This window comes from Xanthomonas chitinilytica, from assembly GCF_026107455.2.
In the GTDB taxonomy this organism is placed as follows: domain Bacteria; phylum Pseudomonadota; class Gammaproteobacteria; order Xanthomonadales; family Xanthomonadaceae; genus Stenotrophomonas; species Stenotrophomonas chitinilytica.
Window position 1 is genome coordinate 316,247 of record NZ_JAPCHY010000002.1, and the last position, 24,836, is coordinate 341,082.

23 protein-coding genes and 1 riboswitch are annotated in these 24,836 nt (G+C 70.4%); of the genes, 8 read left to right on the plus strand and 15 right to left on the minus strand.

Annotated elements, in window-relative coordinates; genetic code table 11:
- Positions 1-6: 6 nt before the first annotated feature.
- Genes cobS through cobT form a run of 3 tightly spaced genes read right to left on the minus strand, consistent with a single transcriptional unit; the run spans position 7 to position 2,383 of the window.
- The gene (cobS, locus tag OK345_RS03475; RefSeq protein ID WP_265126514.1) at positions 7-738 is read right to left on the minus strand and encodes an adenosylcobinamide-GDP ribazoletransferase; all 732 of its coding nucleotides are present in this window, start codon (positions 736-738) and stop codon (positions 7-9) included.
- Positions 735-1,316 carry a histidine phosphatase family protein gene (locus tag OK345_RS03480; protein ID WP_265126515.1) on the minus strand — a complete coding sequence of 194 codons (582 nt, stop codon included), beginning with the start codon at positions 1,314-1,316 and terminating at the stop codon, positions 735-737. The genes cobS and OK345_RS03480 overlap by 4 nt, the downstream gene beginning before the upstream one ends.
- Positions 1,313-2,383, minus strand: coding sequence for a nicotinate-nucleotide--dimethylbenzimidazole phosphoribosyltransferase (gene cobT / locus OK345_RS03485; protein ID WP_265126516.1), 1,071 nt, complete (start codon positions 2,381-2,383; stop codon positions 1,313-1,315). Before cobT ends, OK345_RS03480 begins: the two co-directional genes overlap by 4 nt.
- A gap of 87 nt (positions 2,384-2,470) precedes the next feature.
- Positions 2,471-2,710: riboswitch (cobalamin riboswitch) on the plus strand.
- A gap of 122 nt (positions 2,711-2,832) precedes the next feature.
- Between cobT and btuB the strand changes: the two genes are divergently transcribed.
- Positions 2,833-4,701 carry a TonB-dependent vitamin B12 receptor gene (btuB, locus tag OK345_RS03490; protein ID WP_265126517.1) on the plus strand — a complete coding sequence of 623 codons (1,869 nt, stop codon included), beginning with the start codon at positions 2,833-2,835 and terminating at the stop codon, positions 4,699-4,701.
- A 370-nt stretch (positions 4,702-5,071) separates the two neighbouring features.
- Here the strand turns inward: btuB and OK345_RS03495 are convergent, their stop codons facing one another.
- The 6 genes from OK345_RS03495 to OK345_RS03520 form a co-directional block, all read right to left on the minus strand.
- Positions 5,072-6,490 (minus strand): YncE family protein, encoded by a 1,419-nt coding sequence (locus tag OK345_RS03495; protein ID WP_265126518.1) that lies wholly within the window; start codon positions 6,488-6,490, stop codon positions 5,072-5,074.
- Positions 6,487-6,795 carry a hypothetical protein gene (locus OK345_RS03500; RefSeq protein WP_265126519.1) on the minus strand — a complete coding sequence of 103 codons (309 nt, stop codon included), beginning with the start codon at positions 6,793-6,795 and terminating at the stop codon, positions 6,487-6,489. The genes OK345_RS03495 and OK345_RS03500 overlap by 4 nt, the downstream gene beginning before the upstream one ends.
- The gene (locus tag OK345_RS03505) at positions 6,792-7,736 is read right to left on the minus strand and encodes an alpha/beta hydrolase (RefSeq protein WP_265126520.1); all 945 of its coding nucleotides are present in this window, start codon (positions 7,734-7,736) and stop codon (positions 6,792-6,794) included. Before OK345_RS03505 ends, OK345_RS03500 begins: the two co-directional genes overlap by 4 nt.
- Before the next feature lie 64 nt (positions 7,737-7,800).
- Positions 7,801-10,053, minus strand: coding sequence for a TonB-dependent siderophore receptor (locus OK345_RS03510; protein WP_425510947.1), 2,253 nt, complete (start codon positions 10,051-10,053; stop codon positions 7,801-7,803).
- Positions 10,054-10,340: 287 nt separating this feature from the next.
- A complete protein-coding gene (locus OK345_RS03515) occupies positions 10,341-10,988 on the minus strand; it encodes a phosphoglycolate phosphatase (protein ID WP_265154893.1) in 648 nt (215 codons plus the stop codon).
- Between the two features lie 44 nt (positions 10,989-11,032).
- Positions 11,033-11,944, minus strand: a complete 912-nt coding sequence (locus OK345_RS03520; protein ID WP_265126522.1) for a LysR family transcriptional regulator — start codon at positions 11,942-11,944, stop codon at positions 11,033-11,035.
- Positions 11,945-12,045: 101 nt separating this feature from the next.
- Here OK345_RS03520 and OK345_RS03525 point away from each other — a divergent pair, with 101 nt between their 5' ends.
- A complete protein-coding gene (locus OK345_RS03525) occupies positions 12,046-12,681 on the plus strand; it encodes an NAD(P)-dependent oxidoreductase (RefSeq protein ID WP_265126523.1) in 636 nt (211 codons plus the stop codon).
- A gap of 299 nt (positions 12,682-12,980) precedes the next feature.
- Here the strand turns inward: OK345_RS03525 and dinB are convergent, their stop codons facing one another.
- On the minus strand, positions 12,981-14,057 hold the full coding sequence (dinB, locus tag OK345_RS03530; RefSeq protein ID WP_265126524.1) for a DNA polymerase IV: 1,077 nt from the start codon (positions 14,055-14,057) through the stop codon (positions 12,981-12,983).
- A gap of 83 nt (positions 14,058-14,140) precedes the next feature.
- Complete coding sequence (locus tag OK345_RS03535) at positions 14,141-14,674, minus strand: hypothetical protein (protein WP_265126525.1); 534 nt, start codon at positions 14,672-14,674, stop codon at positions 14,141-14,143.
- A 90-nt stretch (positions 14,675-14,764) separates the two neighbouring features.
- Between OK345_RS03535 and fabA the strand changes: the two genes are divergently transcribed.
- The gene (gene fabA, locus OK345_RS03540; protein WP_265126526.1) at positions 14,765-15,280 is read left to right on the plus strand and encodes a 3-hydroxyacyl-[acyl-carrier-protein] dehydratase FabA; all 516 of its coding nucleotides are present in this window, start codon (positions 14,765-14,767) and stop codon (positions 15,278-15,280) included.
- Positions 15,280-16,488 (plus strand): beta-ketoacyl-ACP synthase I, encoded by a 1,209-nt coding sequence (fabB, locus tag OK345_RS03545; protein ID WP_265126527.1) that lies wholly within the window; start codon positions 15,280-15,282, stop codon positions 16,486-16,488. Before fabA ends, fabB begins: the two co-directional genes overlap by 1 nt.
- Positions 16,489-16,567: 79 nt before the next feature.
- On the opposite strand, the gene OK345_RS03550 is transcribed toward fabB, so the two are convergent.
- From OK345_RS03550 to OK345_RS03560, 3 genes are all read right to left on the minus strand, one after another.
- Positions 16,568-16,915, minus strand: a complete 348-nt coding sequence (locus tag OK345_RS03550; RefSeq protein ID WP_265126528.1) for an SH3 domain-containing protein — start codon at positions 16,913-16,915, stop codon at positions 16,568-16,570.
- A gap of 361 nt (positions 16,916-17,276) precedes the next feature.
- Positions 17,277-19,307, minus strand: a complete 2,031-nt coding sequence (locus tag OK345_RS03555; protein ID WP_265126529.1) for a M3 family metallopeptidase — start codon at positions 19,305-19,307, stop codon at positions 17,277-17,279.
- Positions 19,308-19,344: 37 nt separating this feature from the next.
- Positions 19,345-20,466, minus strand: a complete 1,122-nt coding sequence (locus OK345_RS03560) for a PLP-dependent cysteine synthase family protein (protein ID WP_265126530.1) — start codon at positions 20,464-20,466, stop codon at positions 19,345-19,347.
- A gap of 122 nt (positions 20,467-20,588) precedes the next feature.
- On the opposite strand from OK345_RS03560, the gene OK345_RS03565 reads away from it, so the two are divergent.
- Both OK345_RS03565 and OK345_RS03570 read left to right on the plus strand, forming a co-directional pair.
- On the plus strand, positions 20,589-20,966 hold the full coding sequence (locus OK345_RS03565) for a CopL family metal-binding regulatory protein (RefSeq protein WP_265126531.1): 378 nt from the start codon (positions 20,589-20,591) through the stop codon (positions 20,964-20,966).
- A gap of 116 nt (positions 20,967-21,082) precedes the next feature.
- A complete protein-coding gene (locus OK345_RS03570) occupies positions 21,083-22,864 on the plus strand; it encodes a copper resistance system multicopper oxidase (RefSeq protein ID WP_265126532.1) in 1,782 nt (593 codons plus the stop codon).
- Here OK345_RS03570 and OK345_RS03575 read toward each other — a convergent pair.
- Positions 22,816-23,133: a hypothetical protein gene (locus tag OK345_RS03575; RefSeq protein WP_265126533.1), complete on the minus strand. Its 318-nt coding sequence runs from the start codon at positions 23,131-23,133 to the stop codon at positions 22,816-22,818. The genes OK345_RS03570 and OK345_RS03575 overlap by 49 nt on opposite strands.
- Here OK345_RS03575 and OK345_RS03580 point away from each other — a divergent pair.
- Both OK345_RS03580 and gloA read left to right on the plus strand, forming a co-directional pair.
- Entirely contained in the window at positions 23,074-24,081 is a 1,008-nt protein-coding gene (locus OK345_RS03580) for a copper resistance protein B (RefSeq protein ID WP_425510948.1), read from the plus strand. The two genes, OK345_RS03575 and OK345_RS03580, sit on opposite strands and share 60 nt — an antisense overlap.
- Positions 24,082-24,251: 170 nt before the next feature.
- Positions 24,252-24,779, plus strand: coding sequence for a lactoylglutathione lyase (gene gloA / locus OK345_RS03585; protein ID WP_265126535.1), 528 nt, complete (start codon positions 24,252-24,254; stop codon positions 24,777-24,779).
- Positions 24,780-24,836: the final 57 nt, after the last annotated feature.

Sequence of the window (24,836 nt, forward strand, 5' to 3'; positions counted from 1 at the left end):
GGCGCTTCAGCGCAGCAGAAGCGTACCGGCCACCAGCGCGAGCAACAGCAGGGTCTCCATCACCTCGGTGCTGGCCCCCAGGCAATCGCCGGAAATGCCGCCCAGCCTGCGCCGCCAGTAGGCGATTCCCAACGGCGCCAGCAACAGCGCGAGCAGCAGCGGCGGCGCCAGCCACAGGCTCAACGCACCCAGCAGCGGCGCCCACAGCAGCAGCGGCCAGATCCCCAGCTGCCAGGCGAAGCGTTCGGCCATGCCGGCCTGCAGCGGCGGCAGCGTGCGGCTCCACAGCAGCGTCGCCCAACGGCACCAGGCCGGCACCAGCACGATCCCGCACAGCCACGGCGAGCCCGCCAGCTCGGCCAGCAGCACCACCTTGAGCAGCAGCTGCATGACGATGGCGACCACGCCGAACACGCCCAGGTGCGGGTCCTTGAGCACTTCCAGGAAACGCTCGGGACTGCGGTGCGCCGCGCCCAGCGCATCGGCCACGTCGCCCAGCCCGTCTAGGTGCAGCGCCCCGGTGATCCACACCCACGCCAGCAGCGCCAGCACCGCTGCCAGCCACGGCCGCGCCTCCAGCGCCCACAGCGGCAGCAGCAGCGCCGCGCCGATCAGCAGGCCGACCAGCGGGAACCAGCGGGCGCTGCGGGTGAGGTCTTCGGCCCGGAAATCGCGCACCTGCGGCGTCGGCAACCGGGTCAGGAACTGCACGGCGAGGATCAGTTCGCGCACGATCATGGCTGTCGCAGCTCCAGCAGTTCGCCCCACAAGCGGCCGTCGCCGCCGGCTTCCACCCGCAGCCGCAGGCGGGTGCCGTAGGCCAGCCGCAACGACCAGGTCAGCGCCAGCGGCCAGCCGCAGATCCGGCACAGCGCCATGCGCAGCGGCCCGCCATGGCTGACCACCAGCACCGGTCCGTCGTCGCCGCTGTCCAGCAACGCCCGCAGGCGCGCCTCGATGCGTCGCTCGAACGCATCCCAGGCCTCGCCCTGCGGCGGCGGATGCGCCAGCGGGTCGGCATGGAAGGCGGCCAGTGCCGCGGCCGGCAGTTCGCTGCCAAGGCAGCCGTCCCAGTCGCCGAAATCGAGTTCGGCCCAGCCTTCGTCCACTTCCACCGGCAATCCCAGCGGGGCGGCCAGCGCCTGCGCGGTGTGCAGCGCACGCCGCCGCGGCGAGGCGATCGCCCGGGTCCAGTCGATGCCCCGGCAGGCCCGGCCCAGCGCATCGCAGGCGCCGGCCAGCAAGGGCGGGTCGCTGCGGCCGTCGAGGTGGCCGGCGCGGCCGGTGGAAGCGTGGCGGATCAGGTCGAGGATCATGCCGGGTCGGCGCGGCCGGCCACTGCCGCTTCGGCGAAGGTCGCCATGTCGTTGTGCAGCGCGCAGGCCAGCCGCACCAGCGGCAACGCCAGCGCGGCGCCGGAGCCTTCGCCCAGGCGCAGGTCCAGCTGCAGCAGCACGTCGGCCTGCAGCGCATCCAGCAGCAGCCCGTGACCGCGCTCGGCCGAGCGGTGCGAGAACAGCAGCCAGTCGCGCACGTCGGGATTCAACCGCACCGCCGCCAGCGCCGCGGTGGAGACGATGAAGCCATCCACCAGCACCGGGATGCCGCGCTGCGCGGCGGCGATCATCGCCCCGCTCATCGCCGCGATCTCCAGCCCGCCGACGCGGCGCAGGGCTTCCCATGCCGGTTGCGGCGCCGCGGCGATCGCATCGCCATGCAGGGCCAGCGCACGGGCGACAACCGCCTGCTTGTGCTGCACGCGCGCCGCATCCAGCCCGGTGCCGGCCCCCACCAGCGGCTCCAGCGGCAACGGCCCCAGCACGGCGGCCAGGGCACTGGCCGCGGTGGTGTTGCCGATGCCCATCTCGCCGAACAGCAGCAGGTCGGCGCCGTCGGCACAGGCGTCCTCGACCGCGCGCGCGCCGGCCGCCAGCGCCTGCTCCAGCTCGTCGGCCTGCATCGCCGCGGCCACGCTGAAATCATCGGTGCCGTGCCGGCACTTGTCGCCGACCACGCCGGCTATCGGCTCGCCGCTGCGGGTGCCCACGTCACGGACGTGCAGCGGCAGGCCCAGTTCGCGCGCCAGCACCGAGACCGCGGCCCCGCCGCGGGCGAAGTTGTGCAGCATCTGCACGGTGACCTCGGCCGGATAGGCCGACACCCCCTGCGCCACCACCCCGTGGTCGGCGGCGAACACGACCACCGGCACCTGCCGCGCCTGCGGTCGATCGGTGGCCTGCAAGGCCGCCAGTTCCACGGCCAGCGCTTCCAGCCGTCCCAGCGCGCCTTCCGGCTTGGTCAACTGCCGCTGGCGCTCGAGTGCCCGCTGCCGATGCAGCTGCGATGGCAGCGCGCAGCGCTGCCCGAACCATGTTTCCGTCACCGTCAATCCCGGACTGCACCACAGCCGCGCATTCTAGCCGGCCCGGCGCCGGCGCCACCGGCGTTGGTGCACTGCCGGCAATGACTTAGAATGCGCGCACTTTCTGGTGACCGGCGGAGCTTCCTCCAACGGTTGAAACGGGAAGCCGGTGACCCTCGCCCATGGCCTTTGCGCCACATGCGCGGCATTCCGGCGCTGCCCCCGCAACGGTAAGCAGGACAACTCCGGGCAAACCGCCACTGTGCACAGGCACGGGAAGGCGCCCGGAGGGAGGCAGACCACGCCTCGCCTGCAAGCCCGGAGACCGGCCCGAAAGACGACTGGTTGCGATGCGGAGGGCATGGCGGCGGCAGCCTACCGTGCGCGCACGAGTGCTCCGTCTTCTCCCCTTCTCCCGGCAACCCCACCCCACCCGGTCGCGCGGGCGTGCGCGACGCCAGGAGCACTCCATGAAATTGCCGTATCACACCCTTTCCCTCGCCTTGGCGCTGGCGCTGCCAGGCGTCGCCGCCGCGCAGAACGCACCCACCGAGCTGGACGATGTCATCGTCACCGCCACCCGCACCCCGGTCTCCATCGAGGACAGCGTGGTGCCGGTGCAGGTGATCGACCGCGACCAGATCGACCGCAGCCAGGCCAACTCGGTGCTGGAACTGCTGCGCGGCCGCGCCGGACTGGATTTCACCAACCAGGGTGGCCCCGGCAAGCTGACCTCGCTGTTCCTGCGCGGCACCGCCTCCAACCAGGTACTGGTGCTGGTGGACGGGGTGCGCATCGGCTCGGCCACCAGCGGCATGCCGGCGCTGCAGGACCTGCCGGTCGACCAGATCGAGCGGGTGGAAATCGTGCGCGGCCCGCGCTCCAGCCTGTACGGCTCGGAAGCCATCGGCGGCGTGATCCAGATCTTCACCCGCACCGCCGGCCAGGGCCTGCAGCAGAACCTGGCACTGACCGTGGGCAGCAACCGCCTGCGCCAGGCCGGCGCCGGCTTCAGCAACCGCGGCGAACGCGGCTGGATCTCGGCCCAGGGCGCCTGGCAGGAGACCGACGGCATCGACGCCTGCCGCGGCACCTCCGCCGGCTGGGGCGCCGGCTGCTATGTCGAGGAGCCGGACCGCGACGGCTACCGCAACACCTCGATCAACGTGCGCGGCGGTTACGCGCTGACCGACAGCCTGAGCCTCGAAGGCCACGTGCTCGATGTCGACAGCTTCAACGAGTACGACGGCAGCATCTTCGGCGGCAACGAAGCCGAGAACCGCCAGCAGGTATATGGCGGCAAGCTGGCCTGGGCCGCATCGGACGCCTTCCGCCTGACGGTCCAGGCCGGGCGCAACCGCGACCGCTCCGACAGCTACTACGCCGATGCCGACTCCGGCAGCCGCACCCTGGCCAGCGTGTTCGACACCCGCCGCGACACCGCCAGCGCACAGGGCGACTTCACCCTCGCCGAAGGCCAGCAGCTCAGCGCCGGCGTCGACTGGCAGAAGGACGAGGTCACCAGCACCACCGCGTTCGACATCGACAACCGCGACAACCTGGGCGTTTTCGCCGAGTACCAGGGCAGCTTCAGCGCACACTCGCTGCAGCTGAGCGCGCGCAACGACGACAACGAGCAGTTCGGCAACCACACCACCGGCAGCCTCGGCTACGGTTTCGCCTTCGGCAACGGCCTGCGCCTGACCGCCAGCGCCGGTACCGGTTTCAAGGCACCGACGTTCAACGACCTGTATTACCCGGGCTTCAGCAATCCGGACCTGAAGCCGGAAGAATCCAGGAGCCTGAACATCGGCATCGCCCAGTACGCCGACAACTGGAACTGGACCTTCAACGCCTACCAGACCCGCGTCGACCAGCTGATCGGCTACGACAGCGACTTCGCGCTGGTCAATGTCGCCGAGGCCCGCATCCGCGGCGCCGAGCTGACCGGCTTCGTCTCGCTGGGCGGCTTCGACATCAACGCCCAGGCCAGCTTCACCGATCCGCGCGACCACACCTCCGGCGCCGCCAGCTACGACAACCTGCTGGCCCGCCGCGCCCGTACCAGCGGCCGTATCGACATCGACAAGGCATTCGGTCCGCTGCGGCTGGGGGTGAGCGCCGCCGGGGCCGGGCACCGCTTCGATGATGCCGCCAACAGCGTGCGCCTGGCCGGCTACGGCACGGTCGACGTGCGCGTGGAATACGCCATCAACGCAGCCTGGTCGCTGCAGGCCAGGGCGGCCAACGTGTTCGACCGCGAATACGAAACCATCGCCTGGTACAACCAGCCCGGCCGCGAGTACCAGCTGACCCTGCGCTACCGCTCGGCGAACTGAGCCGCCCGCGATACGCCCACGCCCCGGCCTTCGCGCCGAGGCGTTCTGCTTTCATCGTCCGCCGGTCCCTTCGCGGCCGGCGTCGGCGCGAAAACGGGTGCGGCTGGCGGAAGGCCATCGCCGGGCACGGCAGTGCAACGACCTGGCCGGGGACCGGGAAACGACCGCCGCTCCGCGCCCGGCGCGGGCGCGGGACGGCAGCCATGCCTTCATGCAGGAGCGGCCGGCCACGCCCTGGCCCTTGCCGCTCTGCCCATCCTTGCTGCTGCACCCGTCCATCGACCTGCCTTCCCGGCATCCACGGGCGATGCGGCGGCAAAGGCCGGCATCGCCCGCGAATCCGGTACCGCGGTTGCCGCCGGTGCCGGGATCAGCGGCGCTTCTTCAGCACCAGGCGGGTGATGCGGTCGCCCTTCGGATCGTCGTTGCCGCGCGCCTTGTTGACCGCGAACATCACCCCGTTCGGGCCCTTGCTGACGTGGTTGGGATAGGTGCCGCCGTCGAGGTTGGCGACGATGTTCCCCGCCTCGTCGACCACCGTCACCGTGCCGGCGCCGCGGTTGCTGACATAGGCCAGGCGCGAGGTCGGATCGTAGGACACGTTGAGCGAGCCGGCGCCGACGTAGACGTCGTGCTCGACCTTGCCGGTCTCCGGGTCGACGATCAGCAGGTTGTCGCTGCCCTGCGAGACCACCAGCAGGCGCTTGGCCACCGGGTTCCAGGCCACGCCGATCGCGCTGCGGGCGTTGGCCAGCGGGAACACCTTCTCCACCTTGCCGGCGATGCCATCGATGACCGCCGCTTCGGACGACCCCAGGCTGGCGGTGTAGACCTTGCCGGTGGCCGGATCGAGGTCGAGGCTGGTGGGGGTGAACTTCTCGCCGCGCTTGCCGGAGGCGATCTCGATGTTGTCCAGCTGCTGCAGGGTCCTGGTATCGAACACGCTGACGAAGGTCTCGCCGGTCGCCGACACGTAGGCACGGTCGTGCGCCGGGTCGATCACCACGTCGCGCGAGTGCGGCACCGCGCCTTCCGGGAACTGCTTGACCAGCGCCAGGTCCGACTGGCGGTAGACGGCCACGGTGTCCTGCCGGGTGTTGGTCACCCAGACATTGCCGTTGGCATCGTCCACGCCGACGCCGTAGACGGCGAAGACGCCGCCTTCGCGCGGCTCCTGGCCCGGGCGCGCGGCCGGCGCGGGCGCGGCTTCCGGCGTCACCCGGGCGACGATCTTCAGGGTCTTGGGATCGACCTTCAGCAGCTCGGACTGCTTGACCGGCGGCCGGCCCACCGCGCTGGTGACGAAGGCGGCATCGTTCCTGGCGCTGTAGGCGACCTGGTACAGGCCCTGCACCAGCTTGCTGCTGGTGGCGTCGAAGCGCTCCTGGCCGGACAGCGGCACTTCGCGCGAGACCTTCAGCTCGAAGATCGAGGCCGCATCCGGGCCGGAGGTGCGCACCACGATCGGCTGCTGGCCGGCGACCGCATCGGCCGGGATGGCGAGCTGGCCGGCGAACTTGCCTTCGGCGTCGGCCACGTAGGGCTGGGCGTTGAGCACCGTCTCGCCGCGCAGCAGGGTGATCTTCTGTCCCGGCTTGAAGCCGCTGCCTTCGATGCCGGTTTCGCTGCCCGGCAACACGACCTGCGCGGTGGCGCGCACGTTGCCGCTGAAGTCGGTGTCGGGCTGGCCGAACACCTGCGCGCCGGCGATGCCGGTGGCCAGCATCAGCGCAAGGCCCAGCACGGTCGGGCGTGCGGCGCGGAGGGTACGGGGGAACACGTGTTTCATGGGAAATTGCCTCGCTGCGTGGTGCGCGCCTGCGGCACGCGTTGATGGGCTTGCCTTGGCCACGATGCGGCCTGGGTAGCGGATTGCTGATTGTCGATGGTGCGTCGCCAGCGACAGCCGTCGCAGGCCGCCAGCAGATGCGCCAGGCGGTCGATGCCGGGAGTTTGCCCTGTATCGCCGCGCAGCGGGTGCACCGCGCCGCTCCACAGCCGTGCCTGCACCCGCTGCTTGGGCAGGCGCAGCTTCGGTTCCGGGTGGAAACGCCGCGGGCAGGCCAGGTCGACGCGGTAGCCGGCGACGTTCAAGGCCGCGGCTCGCCGCTGCGGTCGTGCACGCCGGCCACCCGGTGCAGCGCGCGCAGCAGCGAGGCGCGCAGCGCCGGGCCGTGGCTCAGGCCGGGAAACTCGTGGTACTCGACCTCCAGCCCCGGCACCTCGCGCAGCCGTTGCGACAGCTGGAACGCCGCATCCGGCGGCGCGGCGGACACCCGCGCCAAGTGCGCGCGCACGCGCGGGTTGTCCATGTCGCGGCCGCTGAAATCCGGCTCGCGTTCGCCACCGCCCAGCATCAGCAGCACCCGCGCCGGATGGCCGGCGTTGTTGGCGACGAAGCGTTGTTCCGGCTCGCCCAGCATCGCCCCGCCGCGCCACCACAGCGACGGGCTGGCCGGCACGTAGGTCTGGAAGGCGCCGCTGCGGGTGTAGAGCGCGTGCAACGCGAACAGCCCGCCCAGCGAATGGCCCCACAGCGCCTGCCGCTGCGCATCGAGCGGCACGCGCCGCATCACCTCCGGGCGGATCTTCCTTTCGATCACGTCGAGGAAGGCATCCGCGCCGCCGCCAGCGGCGGTACGGCCGTCCTCCGGCGTCCCGGCCATCGGCGTGTAGTCGCGGGTGCGCGCCGACGAATCGACCCGCCGCTCGTTGTCGTAACCGACGAACACCAGCAACTGCGGCTCCCGTCCGGCGAGTTCGGCCAGCAGTTCCTGGTCGAACTCCTGCAATGCGGCGTTGCCGTCGAGCATCCAGAACGCCGGGAATCCGGTCGCCGGCGCGACGCCGGCGGGAATCCCCAGATTGATCCGCCAGCGTCGCGTGCCGTCGTCGCTGACGACCACGAAACGTTCGAAGCGGTAATGCGCGGAAGCGTGGTCGGCGACGGTCTCGCCGATGACCCGGCCGGGATCGCGCTGCGCCATCGCCCACGGCGACGCCAGCAGTGCGATCGCCAGCAATGCTCCTGCCATGGCCCGGACGGTCATGGCAGGCCGGCGGGGATTTGCCACCTCCGCGTTCATCACATCGTCTCCGTCAGAAGCCCACGCTCATGCTGGCCCAGAAAGCGCGCCCCGGCTCGTTGTAGGTCGCCGCACCGGCACCGCTGCTGTTGGCCTCGCGGAACAACCGCTTGTCGGCAATGTTGTTCACGCCAAGGCCCATGCTCACCGTGGGGGTGATGCGATAGCGCGCGCTCACGCCCCAGATGTTGTACGAGCCACGCTCGCGCAGCGCGAGCGGATCCTTCGGATCGTTGTTGCGGTCCCGCGTGGACGGCTCCTGGCGGCCGTAGAAGGTGCCGGTGAGGAGCAGCGACAGGCTGTCGGTGGCCTGCCAGTCCAGCGAGGTGTTGACCGTGTATTCGGGGATGACCGACAACGGCTGGCCGGTGGTCTTGTTCTCGTTCTCGACCATCCACGTCAGGTTGGTGTTCCACTTCAACACATCGCCGCGCTCGCCCAGCAGCGGCACGTTGAGGTTGCCCTCCAGGCCCTGCACCACCGCCTTGGGCGCGTTCTCCCAGCGGAACACGCGGGCCGGCGGATCGCCGGCGGTCTGCCCGACCGGAATGTAGCCGGCCTCGATCTTGTTCTTGTAATCGTTGTGGAAGTAGGTCAGCGACGCATGCCAGCCGGTGTCCGGCGCCCACTCCACGCCGATCTCCTTGTTGATGCTGGTTTCCGCTTCCAGGTCGGCATTGCCCTGCACGTAGCAGCCGGCGCCCAGGCTCTGGTAGTTGTCCGGGCAGCCATTGCCGCGCGTGTAGTACAGGTAGTTGGGGTTGGACTGGTACAGGTTGGGCGCCTTGAACGCGCGCGCCACGCCGCCTTTCAGCAGCCAGTCCTGCGCCAGTTCGAACTGCGCGTTGAGGCTGGGGCTGGCGTTGTTGCCGAACTGGCTGTGGTGGTCCAGGCGCAGGCCCGGGGTGACGATCCAGCGCTCGCCCAGGTAGATGTTGTCTTCCACGAACACCGCCGCGGTCCGCGCATCGGCCTTGCCGCCGCCGCGATCCGGATCGGTGCCCGGCACGCCGCCGCCGCTGTCGCCGGACTGCGAGGTGCTCCACGGATCTTCGAGCCGGCTGTCGAGGTATTCGAAACCGAGGGTCCAGACGTTTTCGGCCCCGCCCAGCGTGGTCGGGACGTTCAGCTCGCCGTCCACCTGGTAGTTGCGCAGGCGCGAGGTGGACCAGCCGGTACCGGTGAAGCTGCCTTCCGGGCCGCCGGCCAGGCCTTCGTTCATGCGCTTGTTGTTGGTGTTCTCGTAGGCCAGGCTCAGGCGCGAGGTGTTGTCGCCCCAGCGGCCGCGGTGGGTGAGCGCGCCATTGCTGCGGTACATGCGGTTGGTCTCTGCGCCGGCGTTGGCCAGTTCGGCCAGGTCCACGCTGGTGGAGGTGCCGGTGGAACTGACCGCGCGATCGCCTGCATAGATGTTGCCCTGCCGGCTGAAACCGGCTTCGAACTCGAGCACCTGGTCGGCGCTGATGTCCCAGCGCAGCATGCCGTTGACGTCCTTGTTCTCGACGCCTTCGCGACCGGCCGGCGGCACCGCGCCTTCGCCATCGGCGAAATCGCGGTTCAGCTCCAGCGAGTCGGCATCGGTCCGGTTGACGTTGCCGTACAGGCGGAACGACAGGTTGTCGGTCAGCGGCCCGCTCAGGCTCAGGCCGGCGCGCTGGCTGCCGCCCTCCTCGCCGTGCTGCGGCACCTGTCCGTACACGCTCAACGAGCCGGCCAGATCGCCGGTGGGGCGCTTGGTGATGATGTTGACCACGCCGCCCGACGCGCCGGAGCCGTAGCGCGCCGCGGCCGGGCCGCGCAGCACTTCGATGCGCTCGATCATTTCCGCCGGCACCCAGTTGGTGTCGCCACGGGTATTGCGTTCGCCGCTCACGCCCATGCGGGTGGAGTCGCGCGAACCCACGCGCTTGCCGTCCACCAGGATCAGGGTGTTCTCCGGGCCCATGCCGCGCAGGTCGATCTGGCGGTTGTTGCCGTACTGGCCCGAGGCGCTGTTGCCGGTCAGGTTGACGCCGGGCATGGTGCGCAGCAGTTCGGAAATGTCGTTGCCCGGCGGACGCCTGGCGATGTCCTCGGCGGTGATGGTCGAGGTGCCCAGCGCCTGGCGGGCGATCTGCTGGGCGGTGACGTGCACCGTGCCCAACGTCTCGGCATCGTCGGCCGTCTCGACCGCCATGCCGGGCTGTGCCCAGGCCAGCGTCGCCACCGCGAGCGCGGCGGCCAGGGGAGTGACGGGGTTGATGCGAGCGGACGCGGGGCGCGACATCATCCGCGCCGGTTTCTGGAGAGACATGTCTGAACCTTCTGGACAGGGGGAGGAACACACCTCTGGCGGCGGCTCGAGGCAGTCGGGCACAAGGCGGGCCCGCCGCACGGATCCAGCAGATTCCGATCGGCGAAACACGCACCGTGCCCCGTGGAAGCGATCCGCGAATTATATATTAATGAGATTCATTATCAACAAATGGCCGGACAGGAAGACACCGTCCGATGCCCCCAGCGTCTCCTCCACTTGCCGGATCGCGCACGCCAGGCCGGCGTCGCCCCGGGCGTCTACGCGAACAGTTCGCGCAGGTCGTCCACCACCGCCACCGCGCCGGCGTTGTCGATGTCCAGGTCGCGCGGATAGCCGTAGCGCACCAGCGCGATCGGCATGCCGGCGGCGCGCGCGGCCCCCAGGTCGGTGGCCGAATCGCCGACCATCAGGCAGTCGCCGGGGGCCTGCCCGAACTGCCGGCACAGGTGCAGCAGCGGCACCGCGCTGGGCTTGCGCTCGGGCAGCGAATCGCCGCCCAGCACCGCGTCGAAGCGGCCGGCGATGCCCAGATGTTGCAGCAGCGGCGGCACCATCGCCGAGGGTTTGTTGGTGCAGATCGCCAGCGGCACGCCGCGGTCGCGCAGCGCCTGCAGGGCCTCGGCCACGCCGGGATACAACCGCGGGCTGCGCAGCAGGCAGTCGCGGTAGTGGCGCATGAAGCCCGGCATCGCCTCATCGACCGCAACCGCACTGCCGGCGTGGGCCAGGGCGGTGCGCACGAGGTTGCCGACGCCGTCGCCGATCCAGCTGCGCACGGTGGCCTCGTCCACCCGCGGCAACCGCCAGTCGGCGAGCATGCGGTCGACCGCTTCGGCGATATCGGCCGCGCTGTCCACCAGGGTGCCGTCCAGATCGAAGATCACCAGTGCCGCACATGCTTCCAACGCGTCTCTCCCGATCCAGGCGGACGCGCATTGTAGCCACGCGCTCATCGCGCCTGCGGCCGGTCCCAGTAGGGCGGGTCGCCGAAACTGTCGGCGAGATAGTCGAGGAAACTGCGCACCACGCGCGGCATCTGCCGGCGCGAGACGTACACGCCATGGATGTCCATCGGCTCGATCCGGCAATCGGGCAACACCGCGACCAGTTCGCCGCTGCGCACCAGCGGCGCCACCAGGTAGGTCGGCAGCATCGCGATCCCGGCTTCGGCCCGCACCAGCTGCAGCAGCACCGTGGCCTCGTTGGCGCTGACGTTGCCGGACACCGCGACCGGGAACGGCGCGCCGTCCTTCAGGAACGTCCATGCATGGCGCCCGGCATAGGCATGGGTGAGGCAGTTGTGCGCGGCCAGCGCCTCCAGCGTCTGCGGCGTGCCGTGCGTGCGCAGGTAGCCCGGCGCCGCGCACAGCAGCGAATGGCACGGCGCCAGCCGGCGCGCGATCAGGCCCTCGTCGATCCGCCGGGTGACGCGCACGGCCAGGTCCACCCGCTCCTCCACCAGGTTCACGGTGCGGTCCTGCAGCAGCAGGTCCACCTGCACCTGCCGGTGGCGGCCGACGTAGCGCGCCACCGCCGGCGCCAGGTGCGACTGCCCGAACGACAGGCTGGTGGCGATGCGGATATGCCCGCGCGGCTCGGGATCGTCGATGGCCAGCCGTTCGTGCAGCTCGCTGCCGATCTCCAGCATCCGCCGGAACCGCTCCAGCGCCTGTTCGCCGGCGGCGGTGAGCGTGACCCGGCGGGTGGTGCGGTGGAGCACGCGCACGCCCAGCCAGCGCTCCAGCTCGGCCAGGTAGCGCGTGACCATGGCCCGCGACATGTCCTGCTGCGCCGCCGCCGCGGTCAGGCTGCCGCGCTCGGCCACGGCGACGAACACTTCGATGGCGGTCAGCCGGTCCATCTATCCGATCGATCCATGCAACAGTCCTGGAACTTATACGCGGTTTTTCGGGCGAACGGCCGATCCTAAGCTGGCCGTGTTCCCCACACAGGAGTTCCCCCATGAAAATCGCCCTGCTCGGTGCCACCGGCAACATCGGCCGCGCCATCGCCCGCGAAGCGCTTGCCCGCGGCCACCATCTCACCGCCCTGGTGCGCAGCGACAAGGACCTTCCGGCCGAACTGGACGGCGCCGGGATCGCACGCGTGGCCGCCGGCGACGAAGCCGCGCTGGCGCAGGCCGTGGCCGGCCACGACGTGCTGGCCAGCGCCTTCGGCCCCGGCACCGGCTCGCCGGCGCTGATTCCCGCCACCGCGCAGCAGCTGATCGCCGCCGCCCGCGGCAACGGCATCCGCCGGCTGGTGCTGGTCGGCGGCGCCGGCAGCCTGGAGGTCGCACCGGGCGTGCAACTGGTCGATACCCCCGGCTTCCCCGAGGCCTACAAGCCGCAGGCGCTGGCCCAGCGCCAAGCCTACGAGCTGCTGCGCGGCGTGGACGACCTGGACTGGACGTTCTTCGCGCCGGCGGCCGAGATCGGCCCCGGACCGCGCCGCGGCGGCTACCGCACTCAGGCCCGTGCCCTGCTCGCCGACGCCCACGGCAACAGCGCGATCAGCCATGCCGACTACGCCAGCGCATTCGTCGACGAGATCGAGCGCCCGCAGTATCTGCGCCAGATCGCCACGGCCGCCTACTGAACCGCGTCCGCGCACCCGGCGCGGCCAGCTACCGCCATCGCGCGTTGCCGGCCGCGCGCCCTCCCTGCGGCGCCAGCGCGCCGGCACCGTTGCATCAATGCACCCGGTGCCCGTTGCTCGCTGCTTCATGACCATCCTGCTGCCGTCCGCGGTGGCGTGCGCTCCGCCACGAACGCGCGGATCGGCCGGGTGCGCGGGCGAGCGCTGCACGGAACCAGGCGAACCGGCACCTGCCGCCGGCGAACACCCGTATACGCCCCTCACCCGCCGCGTGCCGACGACGCCGTGCCGGCACCGCGCTACCGCCCGGACTCGTCGAACAGATCCGGCTGCCGCATGGCGCCCTCGCCGCGTTCGCGGAATCCGGACAGGCCCACGCCCACCAGCCGGTAACGGGTGTCGTCGGGCAGCTCCACCCGCGCCCGCAGCGCCAGCGCGATATCGCGCAGTTCCTCCATCGACGCCGGTGGCGCATCCGGGGTGTAGCTGCGGGTCAGGATGCGGAACTGCGCGGTCTTGAGCTTGAGCACCACGGTATGGCCGATGCGCTCGGTCTTGCGCGTGGCCTGCCAGGTGCGTGCGGCCAGCTCGGCGATGGCCGGCGCCAGCGCCTCCAGCGGCAGGTCCTCGGCGAAGGTGTCCTCCGAGGAGATCGACTGCACCGGCTGGTCCGGCTCCACCGGTCGCTCGTCGATGCCGCGCGCACGGTTGTACAGGCTGCGCCCGAACGTGCCGAAGCGCTCCTCCAGCTCGGCCAGCGGCAATGCATGCAGATCGCCGACGGTGACGATGCCCAGTTCCGCCAGCCTGGCCTCCATCACCTTGCCCACGCCCGGCACGCGCTTGACCGGCAGCGGCATCAGGAAGCGCTGCACGCGCGAAGGCGGGATCACGAACTGGCCATCGGGCTTGCGCCAGTCCGAGGCGATCTTGGCCAGGAACTTGTTCGGCGCGATCCCGGCCGAGGCGGTCAGCGCGGTTTCCTCGCGTATCTGCGTGCGGATGGTCTGCGCGATCTCGGTGGCGATGCCGCCATGGTTGGGCGAGTCGGTGACGTCCAGATAGGCTTCGTCCAGCGACAGCGGCTCGACCAGCGCGGTGTGCCGCAGGAAGATCTCGCGCACCTGGCGCGACACCGCCTTGTAGCGGGCGAAATCCGGCGGCACGAAGATCGCGTCCGGGCACAGCCGCTCGGCGCGCACCGCCGGCATCGCCGAGCGCACGCCGAACACGCGCGCCTCGTAGGAGGCCGCGCACACCACCGAACGCGCGCCACGCCACGCCACCACCACCGGCTTGCCGCGCAACGCCGGATCGTCACGCTGTTCCACGGACGCATAGAACGCGTCCATGTCGACGTGGATGATCTTGCGCATGCGGACGACGACGACTCCGTACTAGGCCGCGCCACGAAACGGCGGCAGCTCGAATGAGGGATGGTTGGGCGGCGGCCCCACCGCTACCGGCCCGCAAGCCGGTTGAGCAGGGGAATGTCCCCGGTCGCCTGGTGCAGCGGCCCGGTCATTGTGCACGACGCCAGCGCCGGTCCGCGGGTGTACGCCAGGATCGCCGTATCCGCCTCGACGGCGAGACCGCATCCCGACAACCCATGTTCCGGATCGGACTCGACCTCGAGCCATGTGCCCGGCGCCAGATCTCCCTTCCAGACCTGGAGTACGCGCAGCTTGACCGTGCGCGGCACCATCGGCTCGTCGCTGGCGCGGACGGAGTGCACATAGGCGGAATAGACGAACCGGGCCTGTTGATAGTTGCGCCGGACGTGATCGGAGCGCGTTCCGTCCGGCACCATGCAGGAGCAGGCCAGTGCCGGTGCGGCGACCACGAGCCAGAGCATGCCTGCCTGGACGATCCTGCGCATTTTCCCGCTGCTCCGGCCCGTGGAAGAAACCCGACGATGATAGGACAGCGCGACGATGCCGGCGCCATCGCGCGCGCGGCGATGCGCCGTCATGTGCCTGAAAACACTACGCATGCGTACGGTTAAAACGTTTGATTGAACCACCCGACCTCATGCACTCTAGCCAATTGCGCTCCTTCCTTTTCCCCCGGGAATTCCGTTTCAATGAATCGTCTCAATGCGTTCTCGCGCGAACAGCTGCTCGCCAGCGCGCGCGGTGAACTGTTCGGCCCGGGCAGCGGTCGCCTGCCCAACGATCCGATGCTGATGTTCGACCGCATCACCGAAATCCGCGAGGACGGCGGTCCACATGGAAAGGGAATGATCCGCGCGGAGCTGGATATCCGCCCCGACCTCTGGTTCTTCCAATGCCACTTCCTCGGCGATCCGGTCATGCCCGGCTGCCTGGGCCTGGATGCGATGTGGCAGCTGACCGGCTTCTTCCTCACCTGGCTGGGCGCGCCCGGCCGCGGCCGCGCGCTGGGCACCGGCGAGGTCAAGTTCACCGGCCAGGTGCTGCCCAGCGCCAAGCTGGTGCAGTACGAGGTGGACATCAGCCGCGTGATCAACCGCAAGCTGGTGATGGCCCAGGCCGACGCCCGCATGCTGGTCGATGGCCGCGAGATCTACACCGCCCGCGACCTGCGCGTGGGCCTGTTCACTTCCACCGAGAACTTCTGATGCGTCGCGTCGTCATCACCGGCATGGGCATCACCTCGTGCCTGGGCAACGATCTGGATACCGTTTCTTCCGCGCTGCGCGAAGGCCGCGCCGGCATCCGTGCCCTGCCCGACCACGCCGAGGCCGGCCTGCGCAGCCAGGTCGGCGGCGCGGTCGACATCGACCTGGACGCGCAGATCGACCGCAAGCTCAAGCGCTTCATGAGCGATGCGGCGGCCTACAGCCACATCGCGCTGCGCGACGCCATCGCCGATGCCGGCCTGCCCGAGGCTCAGGTCAGCAACGTGCGTACCGGCCTGATCGCCGGTTCCGGCGGCGGTTCCAGCGAGTGGCAGGTGGAAGCGGCCGACCTGCTGCGCAACCGCGGCGTGCGCAAGGTCGGCCCGTACATGGTGCCGCGCACGATGTGCTCGACGGTCTCGGCCAACCTGGCCACCGCGTTCGCCATCAAGGGCCTGAGCTATTCGCTGTCGGCCGCCTGCGCCACCTCGGCGCACTGCATCGGCGCCGCGGCCGACCTGATCCGCCACGGCGCGCAGGACGTGATGTTCGCCGGCGGCGGCGAGGACCTGCACTGGTCGATGAGCGTGATGTTCGACGCCATGGGCGCGCTGTCCACCCGCTTCAACGACACCCCGGCCACCGCCTCGCGCCCGTACGACGCCGACCGCGACGGCTTCGTCATCGCCGGTGGCGGCGGCATGCTGGTGCTGGAGGACTACGAGCACGCGGTGGCGCGCGGCGCGCGCATCCATGCCGAACTGATCGGCTACGGCGTGACCTCCGACGGCGCCGACATGGTGGCTCCTTCCGGCGAGGGCGCGGTGCGCTGCATGAGGATGGCGCTGGACGGCATCGACCGCCCGATCGACTACCTCAACACCCACGGCACCTCGACGCCGCTGGGCGACATCACCGAACTCAACGCCGTGCGCGAAGTGTTCGGCGACGCAGTGCCGCCACTGTCCTCGACCAAGGCGCTGTCCGGCCACTCGCTGGGCGCGGCCTCGGTGCACGAAGCGATCTACTGCCTGCTGATGATGCGCGACGGCTTCGCCGCCGGCTCGGCCAACATCGCCACGCTCGACCCGCGCGCCGAAGGCTTCCCGATCCTGCGCCAGAGCCGGGAGGCCAAGCTGGATACGGTGATGTCCAACAGCTTCGGCTTCGGCGGCACCAACGCCACGCTGGTGTTCGGACGGGTCTGAAGTCGCCTGTACGGCAATGCAAGGAGCCCGGCCATGGCCGGGCTCTTTCGTTGTGGATGCGTCGCCGGACGCCCCCGCTTCACCCGCCGGACGAAGCCGGCTCGATGACCACGCCCATCGCCCTGCCGGCCTCGGCCATGCGCACCCGCCGGCCATCGTTGCTGGCCACCAGGTAGTCCGCCGAGGCCCAGCCGCGTCGATCGCCATGGCGTACCTCGCACCACTTCAGGTCGTCCAGGCAACGCTGCACTTCCACCGTCGTCCCCACCGGCAACACCGCCACGCGCGGCGCGCGCCGGTCGGGCGCACTGCGCAGGTTCAGCCCGTGGCTGACCATCGCCGACGGCTCGACGGTTTCGGGCTGGAACCAGACGACCGCGGCGACGATGGCCGCGGACGCCGCAAGGCGGGTGAGGAATCGGAACATGGCGAGGCTTGCTGGAACGGACCGCCCATCAATAAGCGCGGCGCGGCAAACCCCGACTGAACGAGCGCAAGGCCCGGCCGGCACCGTGCATCATTCATCCGGCCATGACGTTGTGGCGGTCGACGAACGCCATCGAGACGGAGGAACCCCCGGGCCCTGTGAGCGGAGGCGATGAAGGCCGCCCGCACAATTCCGGGGAGGGCACTGCGGCCCCCTGTCGCGACTTACGTCGCTCCTACAAGGTCCCCGCATTCTGTAGGAGCGACGCAAGTCGCGAGCTTTTCGAACGGCGATGGCGATGCCCGGCTTGCCGGGGAGCTTCGACTCCGAAACCCCCGGTTTCGCCCGCAAAGGCAATCGCTCAGGCCGCCATGCCGCTGTGGCGCAGCAGCGCGTCGATCTCCGGGTCGCGGCCGCGGAAGGCGCGGAAGTTCTCGGCCGCGCTGCGGCTGCCGCCGCGCGACAGCACTTCGGCGCGGAAGCGCGCGCCGGTTTCGGCCAGCCGTTCCGGAACTTCCTCGAACGCGGCGTAGGCGTCGGCGCTGAGCACCTCGGCCCACTTGTAGCTGTAGTAGCCGGCCGCGTAGCCGCCGGCGAAGATGTGGCTGAACTGGTGCGGGAAGCGGTTCCAGGCCGGCGGCCGGTTCACCGCCACTTCGTCGCGGACGCGTTCCAGCAGCTGCAGCACGCTGTCCTGCGCCGGGTCGAAGCCGCTGTGCAGCAGCATGTCGAACAGGCCGAATTCCAGCTGGCGCACGGTGAACATGCCGCTCTGGTAGTTCTTCGCCGCCAGCATCTTGTCGAACAGTCCGCGCGGCAGCGGCTGCCCGGTATCGACGTGCGCGGTCATCGCCCGCACCCGCTCCCACTCCCAGCAGAAGTTCTCCATGAACTGGCTGGGCAGCTCCACCGCGTCCCATTCCACGCCGTTGATGCCGGCCACGCCCAGCTCGCCGATCTTCGTCAGCAGCTGGTGCAGGCCGTGCCCCATCTCGTGGAACAGGGTGGTGACCTCGTTGTGGGTGAAGGTGGCCGGCTTGCCGCCGGCGCCGCGGCCGAAGTTGCACACCAGGTAGACGACCGGCGTCTGGACGGCCTGCGCCTGCGTGCCGTCGCGGCGATTGCGGCAATCGTCCATCCACGCGCCGCCGCGCTTGCCCTCGCGCGCGTACAGGTCGAGGTAGAACTGGCCCACCAGCGCGCCGTCGGCGTCGATCAGGCGGAAGAAACGCACGTCCTCGTGCCACACCGGCGCGCTGTCAGGCTGCACCCGCAGGCCGTACAGGCGTTCGATCACGTCGAACAGGCCGGCCAGCACCTTCGGCTCGGTGAAGTACTGCTTCACCTCCTGCTCGGAGTAGCTGTAGCGCGCCTGCTTGAGCTTCTCGCCGGCCCAGGCCAGGTCCCAGGCCTCCAGCGTTTCCAGCCCCAGTTCGTCGCGGGCGAAGGCCTCCAGCTCGGCGCGGTCGCGCTGCGCGTGCGGCCTGGCGCGCGCGGCGAGGTCGCGCAGGAACGCCAGCACCTGTTCGGGCGTGTCGGCCATCTTGGTGGCCACCGAATACCCGGCATAGCTGGAGAAGCCCAGCAGCGCCGCCAGCTCCGCGCGCAGGGCGAGGATGCGCTCGATGTTGCCGCCGTTGTCGAGCGCGGCGTCGCCGAACTCGGAGGCGCGCACCGCGCTGGCGCGGTACAGCCGTTCGCGCAGCGCGCGGTTGTCGGCGTAGGCCTGCACCGGCAGGTAGCACGGCATCTGCAGGGTCAGCTTGAAGCCGGGCTTGCCGTCCTTTTCCGCGGCGGCGCGGGCGGCGGCGACCACCTCGGCCGGCAATCCCGCCAGTTCGGCCTCGTCCTCGACGTACAGGGCGAAAGCGTCGGTGGCGTCGAGCACGTTCTGCGAGAACTTCGCCGACAGCGCCGACAACTCCTCGCGGATCGCGGAAAAGCGCGCCTTGGCCGCCTCGTCCAGTTCGGCGCCGCCCAGGCGGAAATCGCGCAGCGCGTTGTCCAGCACCTTGCGCCGCGCCTCGTCGTAGCCGGCGGCCTCGGGCGCGGCGGCCAGCGCCTTGTACTGCGCGAACAGCGCCAGGTTCTGCCCCAGCATGCTGCCGAAGCGGGTCACCTTGGGCAGGTTGGCGTTGTAAGCCTCGCGCAGTTCCGGCGTGTTCACCACCGCCTGCAGGTGCGCGACCTGGCCCCATGCCCGGTACAGGCGCTCGGTGGCGTCGTCCAGCGGCACCACGAAACCATCCCAGGTGACCGGCGATACGCTTTCGGCCCGCTTCACCGCGGCCTCGGCCTGCGCCAGCAGTTCGTCGATCGCCGGGGCGACATGCTCCGGGCGGATCGCGTCGAAACGCGGCAGGCCGGAAAAATCGAGCAGTGGGTTGGTCATGGGTATCTCCGTCGATGCAGGCCCGGAAAACCCGGGATCAGCGCTGATATGGCGACGCTTCCAGCCACGCACAAGGCAACGCCGGCAGCCCCTGCCCGGCCACCGCGGCGGCGATGTCCGCGTCGGCCCGGGCCACGTCGATGCCCTGCCGCGGATACCAGTCCGGGTCGTAGTAGCTGTGCGCGTAGCGGTCGCCCGAATCGCACAGGATGGTGACGATGGAACCGCTGCGGCCGGCCTCGCGCATCAGCTGCGCCACCTGCAGCACGCCGACGAAGTTGGTGCCGGTGGAACCGCCCACGCGCCGGCCCAGGGTGCGGCTGACGTGGCGCATCGCCGCCAGGCTCAATGCGTCGGGCACCTTGACCATGGCATCGACGCAGGTGGGGATGAAGCTCGATTCGACCCGCGGCCGGCCGATGCCCTCCACCCGCGAGCCGCCGGCGCAGGTGAGTTCGCGCCATGGCTGCCCGGCCAGCGCCGCGCAGTAGCCGTCGTAGAACACCGACACTTCCGGGTCGGCGCAGAGGATCAGGGTGTCGTGCCGGCGATAGCTGACGTAGCGGCCCAGCGTGGCCGCGGTGCCGCCGGTGCCCGGGCTGCACACGATCCATTCCGGCACCGGGTGCGGCTCCTCGGCCATCTGCTTGAAGATCGACTCGGCGATGTTGTTGTTGGCGCGCCAGTCGGTGGCGCGCTCGGCGTAGGTGAACTGGTCCATGAAGTGGCCGCCGGTCTCGCGCGCCAGCCGCTCCGATTCGCAGTTCAGGTCGCAGGCGCGCTCGACCAGGTGGCAGCTGCCGCCCTGGAACTCGATCGCGGCGATCTTTTCCGGCGAGGTGCTGGCCGGGATCACGGCGATGAACGGCAGCCCCAGCAAGCGCGCGAAATAGGCTTCGGACACCGCGGTGGAACCGCTGGACGCCTCGATCACCGGGCAACCCTCGCGCAGCCAGCCGTTGGCCAGCGCGTACAGGAACAGCGAGCGCGCCAGCCGGTGCTTGAGGCTGCCGGTGGGGTGGCTGGACTCGTCCTTGAAGTAGACATCGATGCCGGGGAAGCCCGGCAGGTCCATCGGAATCAGGTGGGTGTCGGCCGAACGGTTGAAGTCGGCCTCGATCTTGCGGATGGACGCCGCCACCCATTCACGCTGGGACATGGATCGGACTTGAAAGGAAGCTGACCCATTCTACTGCGCCGCCATCGGCGCGTCCGGGCACGGGCCGGGCGCGCCGATGGCGATGCTATCCTTGCGCCGGTCCCCGTCATGCCGCTGCCGCCTTGTCGCATCCGCTGCCCCGACTGCTGCTGTGCCTGCTGCTGATCGCCAACGCGATCGCCGGCGCTTGGGCGGCGACCGCGATGGCGATGCCGATGGCCGCACAGGCACCGACCACGGCGGAACCGGCAGGATCGGCGCCGTGCCACGGGATGGCGACGGACAGCGCCGGCGACGCCGCTTCCCACGACCGCGACGCCACGCCGATGGCCTGCAGCGACGGCCAGCATTGCGACTGCCTGCAGTACGGCAGCCTGCTGCTGCCGCCGGTGCTGCCGCTGCTGGCACGGATACCGCCGGCCACGCTGCAGCCCGCACCGGCGGGCGATCACCGCAGCCCCGCGCCGCGGCAACCGGTACGCCCTCCCATCGCCGCGTGAGCGCGGGACGCCAGTGGCGTCCCATCCGTCATCGCCGGGCGCGGCCGGATCCGCGCCGTCTTCTTCCGACCTGACGCGATCAGGCCGATGCCGCCGGCATCCGGCCGGGAGTTCCCATGTCATCCGATTTCCTTTCCGATCCCCGTTCCACCGTGTCGCGCCGCCGCTTCGTGCAGGGCCTGGCGCTGGGCGGCATCGTCGCCGGCACCGGCCTGTGGCGCACGCCCGCCTTCGCCGGCAACCGCGCCAGCGTGCCCGAACTGCGCGATACCGAACTGCGCCTGAGCATCGGCCGTTCGCCGGTGGACTTCACCGGCCGCACCCGCAGCGCGATCACCGTCAACGGTTCGCTGCCCGCGCCCACGCTGCGCTGGCGCGAGGGCGACACCGTCGACATCCGCGTGGCCAACACGCTGGCCGACGAGACGACCTCGATCCACTGGCACGGGCTGCTGCTGCCGGCCAACATGGACGGCGTGCCGGGCCTGAGCTTCGACGGCATCGCGCCCGGCGAGGCCTACCGCTACCGCTTCCAGCTGCGCCAGTCGGGCACCTACTGGTACCACAGCCACTCGATGTTCCAGGAGCAGGCCGGCCTGTACGGCGCGCTGGTCATCGACCCGCTGCAACCGCCGCCGTACCGCTTCGACCGCGAGCACGTGGTGCTGCTGTCCGACTGGACCGACCTAGACCCGGCCGCGCTGTACCGGCGCATGAAGAAGATGCCGATGCACGACAACACCTACCAGCGCACGGTCGGCGACTTCGTCCGCGACGCGCGGCGCGACGGCCTGCGCGCCACCCTGGCCGACCGCGGCATGTGGGGCCGCATGCGGATGACGCCCAGCGACATCTCCGACATCAACGCCCACACCTATACCTACCTGATGAACGGCACTGCGCCGGCCGGCAACTGGACCGGGTTGTTCCGCCCCGGCGAGAAGGTGCTGCTGCGCTTCATCAACGGCTCGGCGATGACCTACTTCGACGTGCGCATCCCCGGCCTGAAGATGACCGTGGTGGCCGCCGACGGCCAGTACATCCACCCGGTCACGGTGGACGAGTTCCGCATCGCCCTGGCCGAGACCTTCGACGTGATCGTCGAGCCGAGCGGCCAGGACGCCTTCACCCTCTTCGCCCAGGACATGGGCCGCACCGGCCATGCCTGCGGCACCCTGGCCGTGCGCCACGGCCTGCAGGCGCCGGTGCCGGCGCGCGATCCGCGGCCGCTGCTGACCATGAGCGACATGGGCCACGACATGGGCGGGCACGCCGGCATGGAAGGCGGTTGCGGCGCCGACATGGGCATGAAGGGCATGGAGGGCGGCTGCGGCGCGCACATGGGCCACGGCGGCCATGGCGATGGCGGCAAGGCGCCGAAGCACCCGGCCAGCGAGCGCGGCAACCCGCTGGTGGACATGCAGACCGCGGCCACCTCGCCGAAGCTGGACGACCCCGGCATCGGCCTGCGCGACAACGGCCGCAAGGTGCTCACCTATGCCGACATGCGTTCGCTGTTCGACGATCCCGACGGCCGCGAGCCCGGGCGCGAGATCGAGCTGCACCTGACCGGGCACATGGAGAAGTTCTCCTGGTCGTTCGACGGCATCCCGTTCGCCGGCGCCGAACCGCTGCGGCTGAACTACGGCGAACGCATGCGCATCGTGCTGGTCAACGACACGATGATGCAGCACCCGATCCACCTGCACGGCCTGTGGAGCGACGTCGAGGACGAACACGGGCAGTTCCATCTGCGCAAGCACACCGTGGACATGCCGCCGGGCACCCGCCGCAGCTATCGCGTGCGCGCCGACGCGCTCGGCCGCTGGGCCTACCACTGCCACCTGCTCTACCACATGGAAGCGGGCATGATGCGCGAAGTGCGGGTGGAGGCATGAGCATGCAGACCTCGCTGCTGGCGATCGCCCTGCTTGCCGCCACCGGCGCCGCGCAGGCGCAGCATCGGCATGGCCATGCCCATCACGCCGCGGCCGCTGCGCCGGCTGCCGCCGGACACGGGCAGGCGCACCATCGCCACGACGCAACCGCGGCTCCCGCCGCGCTTCCGCCCGGCACGGCGACACAGGAAACGCACGACCACGCCGCGATGCCGCACGCCGGAACTCCCGATGCGGCGGCTCGCCACGACCATGCGGCGATGGGCCATGGCCCCGCGTCCGCTCCGGCAGCGGACGCCCCTGCTGCCGGGAACCGCAGCGGCAGCGCCGCGCCCGCTGCGCATCCGCACGGCGCGACGACACCGGAGCCGCATGACCATGCGGCAATGGAGCACGGCGACAGTCGCGACGCAGCTGACCCCCACGACCACGCGGCGATGGGCCACGGCCGAGCATCCGCGCCGGCCCCGGCCGATCCGCATTCCGGACACGCACCGCCGCTGCCGCGCACGCCGATCCCGGTGCCGACCGAAGAGGATTTCCGTGCCGCATTCCCGGTGCTGCAGGCCCATTCCATGCAGCATGCGTCCGGCTTCAACAGCCTGGTGCTGTTCGACCACCTGGAGGCGTGGGACGCCGATCCGGGCAGCGGACAGTCGTGGTCGATGACCGCCTGGTTCGGCGGTGACATCGACCGTCTGTGGCTCAGCAGCAAGGGCGAGCGCCTCGGCGGACGCACAGAAAAAGTGTCGCTGGACGCGCTGTATGGCCATGCCGTCTCGCCCTGGTGGGACGTGGTGGCCGGCGTGCGCATCGACAACGGCCATGCACCGTCGCAGGTGCGGGCGGCGTTCGGCGTGCAGGGCATCACCCCGTACAAGTTCGAGGCCTCGGCGCTGCTGTACGCCGGCGGCGACAGCGCCGCCGAGCTGCGGCTGGACGTCGAGTACGACGTGCTGCTGAGCAATCGCCTGATCCTGCAACCCGCGCTCGAGGTCGGCGTCTTCGCCTCCGACGACGCGCGACGCGGCATCGGCAGCGGGCTGTCGCACGGCGAGGCCGGCGTGCGCCTGCGCTACGAGATCACCCGCCGCGTCGCGCCCTATGTCGGCTTCGTCCACGAACGCCGCTTCGGCGACAGCGCCGCGCTGCGTCGCGCTGCCGGGGAAAGCGTGCGCGATTCGCGCTGGGTGGCCGGCGTGCGCTTCTGGTTCTGAAGCGGCGCCCCCGACCGTTGTCTGCAGGTCCGTAGGAGCGACGTCAGTCGCGACGGGGCTTTACCGGTAAAGCCCCGTCGCGACTGACGTCGCTGGTACGGCTCTCCCAGGCCGGCACCACGGCGGTCGCGTAAAATCGACGCCATCCCCTCCCCGCCAAGGAACCCACCATGAGCCTCGAATCCCTGCGCCAGCAACCCGGCGTCGCCGCGCAACCGCCGGCGGAAACCGCCGGCTTCGTCTTCAACCACACCATGCTGCGGGTCAAGGACATCGCCGCCTCGCTGGACTTCTACACCCGCGTGCTCGGCTTCCGCCTGATCGACCAGCGCGACTTCCCCGAGGCCGAATTCAGCCTGTACTTCCTGGCCTGCGTGCCGGAAGGTGCGCAGGTGCCGGAGGACGATGCGCAACGCCGCCTGTGGATGGCCGGCATTCCCGGCGTGCTGGAGCTGACCCACAACCACGGCACCGAAAGGCAGGACGGTGCGGTCTACCACGATGGCAACAGCGACCCGCGCGGCTTCGGCCACATCTGCGTGTCGGTGCCGGACATCGAAGCGGCCTGCGCACGCTTCGAAGCCCTGGACGTGCCGTTCCAGAAGCGGCTGCAGGACGGGCGCATGAAGCACCTGGCCTTCATCAAGGACCCGGACGGCTACTGGGTGGAGATCATCTCCAACACCCCGCTGCGCTGAGGCTCCACCGCCATCGCCGCACGAAGCACGGAACGCCGGCACCCGCCGGCGTTTCCT

What these genes read in the sequence shown, in the direction of transcription:
- gloA (WP_265126535.1), top strand. Translation starts at nt 24,252, where the DNA reads ATGAGCCTCGAATCCCTGCGCCAGCAACCCGGCGTCGCCGCGCAACCG.
- OK345_RS03525 (WP_265126523.1), top strand. Translation starts at nt 12,046, where the DNA reads ATGAAAATCGCCCTGCTCGGTGCCACCGGCAACATCGGCCGCGCCATC.
- dinB (WP_265126524.1), bottom strand. Translation starts at nt 14,057, where the DNA reads ATGCGCAAGATCATCCACGTCGACATGGACGCGTTCTATGCGTCCGTG.
- OK345_RS03520 (WP_265126522.1), bottom strand. Translation starts at nt 11,944, where the DNA reads ATGGACCGGCTGACCGCCATCGAAGTGTTCGTCGCCGTGGCCGAGCGC.
- OK345_RS03550 (WP_265126528.1), bottom strand. Translation starts at nt 16,915, where the DNA reads ATGTTCCGATTCCTCACCCGCCTTGCGGCGTCCGCGGCCATCGTCGCC.
- fabA (WP_265126526.1), top strand. Translation starts at nt 14,765, where the DNA reads ATGAATCGTCTCAATGCGTTCTCGCGCGAACAGCTGCTCGCCAGCGCG.
- OK345_RS03505 (WP_265126520.1), bottom strand. Translation starts at nt 7,736, where the DNA reads ATGGCAGGAGCATTGCTGGCGATCGCACTGCTGGCGTCGCCGTGGGCG.
- OK345_RS03535 (WP_265126525.1), bottom strand. Translation starts at nt 14,674, where the DNA reads ATGCGTAGTGTTTTCAGGCACATGACGGCGCATCGCCGCGCGCGCGAT.
- OK345_RS03555 (WP_265126529.1), bottom strand. Translation starts at nt 19,307, where the DNA reads ATGACCAACCCACTGCTCGATTTTTCCGGCCTGCCGCGTTTCGACGCG.
- btuB (WP_265126517.1), top strand. Translation starts at nt 2,833, where the DNA reads ATGAAATTGCCGTATCACACCCTTTCCCTCGCCTTGGCGCTGGCGCTG.
- OK345_RS03480 (WP_265126515.1), bottom strand. Translation starts at nt 1,316, where the DNA reads ATGATCCTCGACCTGATCCGCCACGCTTCCACCGGCCGCGCCGGCCAC.
- OK345_RS03575 (WP_265126533.1), bottom strand. Translation starts at nt 23,133, where the DNA reads ATGGCCCATCGCCGCATGGTCGTGGCGAGCCGCCGCATCGGGAGTTCC.
- OK345_RS03510 (WP_425510947.1), bottom strand. Translation starts at nt 10,053, where the DNA reads ATGTCGCGCCCCGCGTCCGCTCGCATCAACCCCGTCACTCCCCTGGCC.
- fabB (WP_265126527.1), top strand. Translation starts at nt 15,280, where the DNA reads ATGCGTCGCGTCGTCATCACCGGCATGGGCATCACCTCGTGCCTGGGC.
- cobS (WP_265126514.1), bottom strand. Translation starts at nt 738, where the DNA reads ATGATCGTGCGCGAACTGATCCTCGCCGTGCAGTTCCTGACCCGGTTG.
- OK345_RS03580 (WP_425510948.1), top strand. Translation starts at nt 23,074, where the DNA reads ATGCCGCACGCCGGAACTCCCGATGCGGCGGCTCGCCACGACCATGCG.
- OK345_RS03570 (WP_265126532.1), top strand. Translation starts at nt 21,083, where the DNA reads ATGTCATCCGATTTCCTTTCCGATCCCCGTTCCACCGTGTCGCGCCGC.
- OK345_RS03495 (WP_265126518.1), bottom strand. Translation starts at nt 6,490, where the DNA reads ATGAAACACGTGTTCCCCCGTACCCTCCGCGCCGCACGCCCGACCGTG.
- OK345_RS03560 (WP_265126530.1), bottom strand. Translation starts at nt 20,466, where the DNA reads ATGTCCCAGCGTGAATGGGTGGCGGCGTCCATCCGCAAGATCGAGGCC.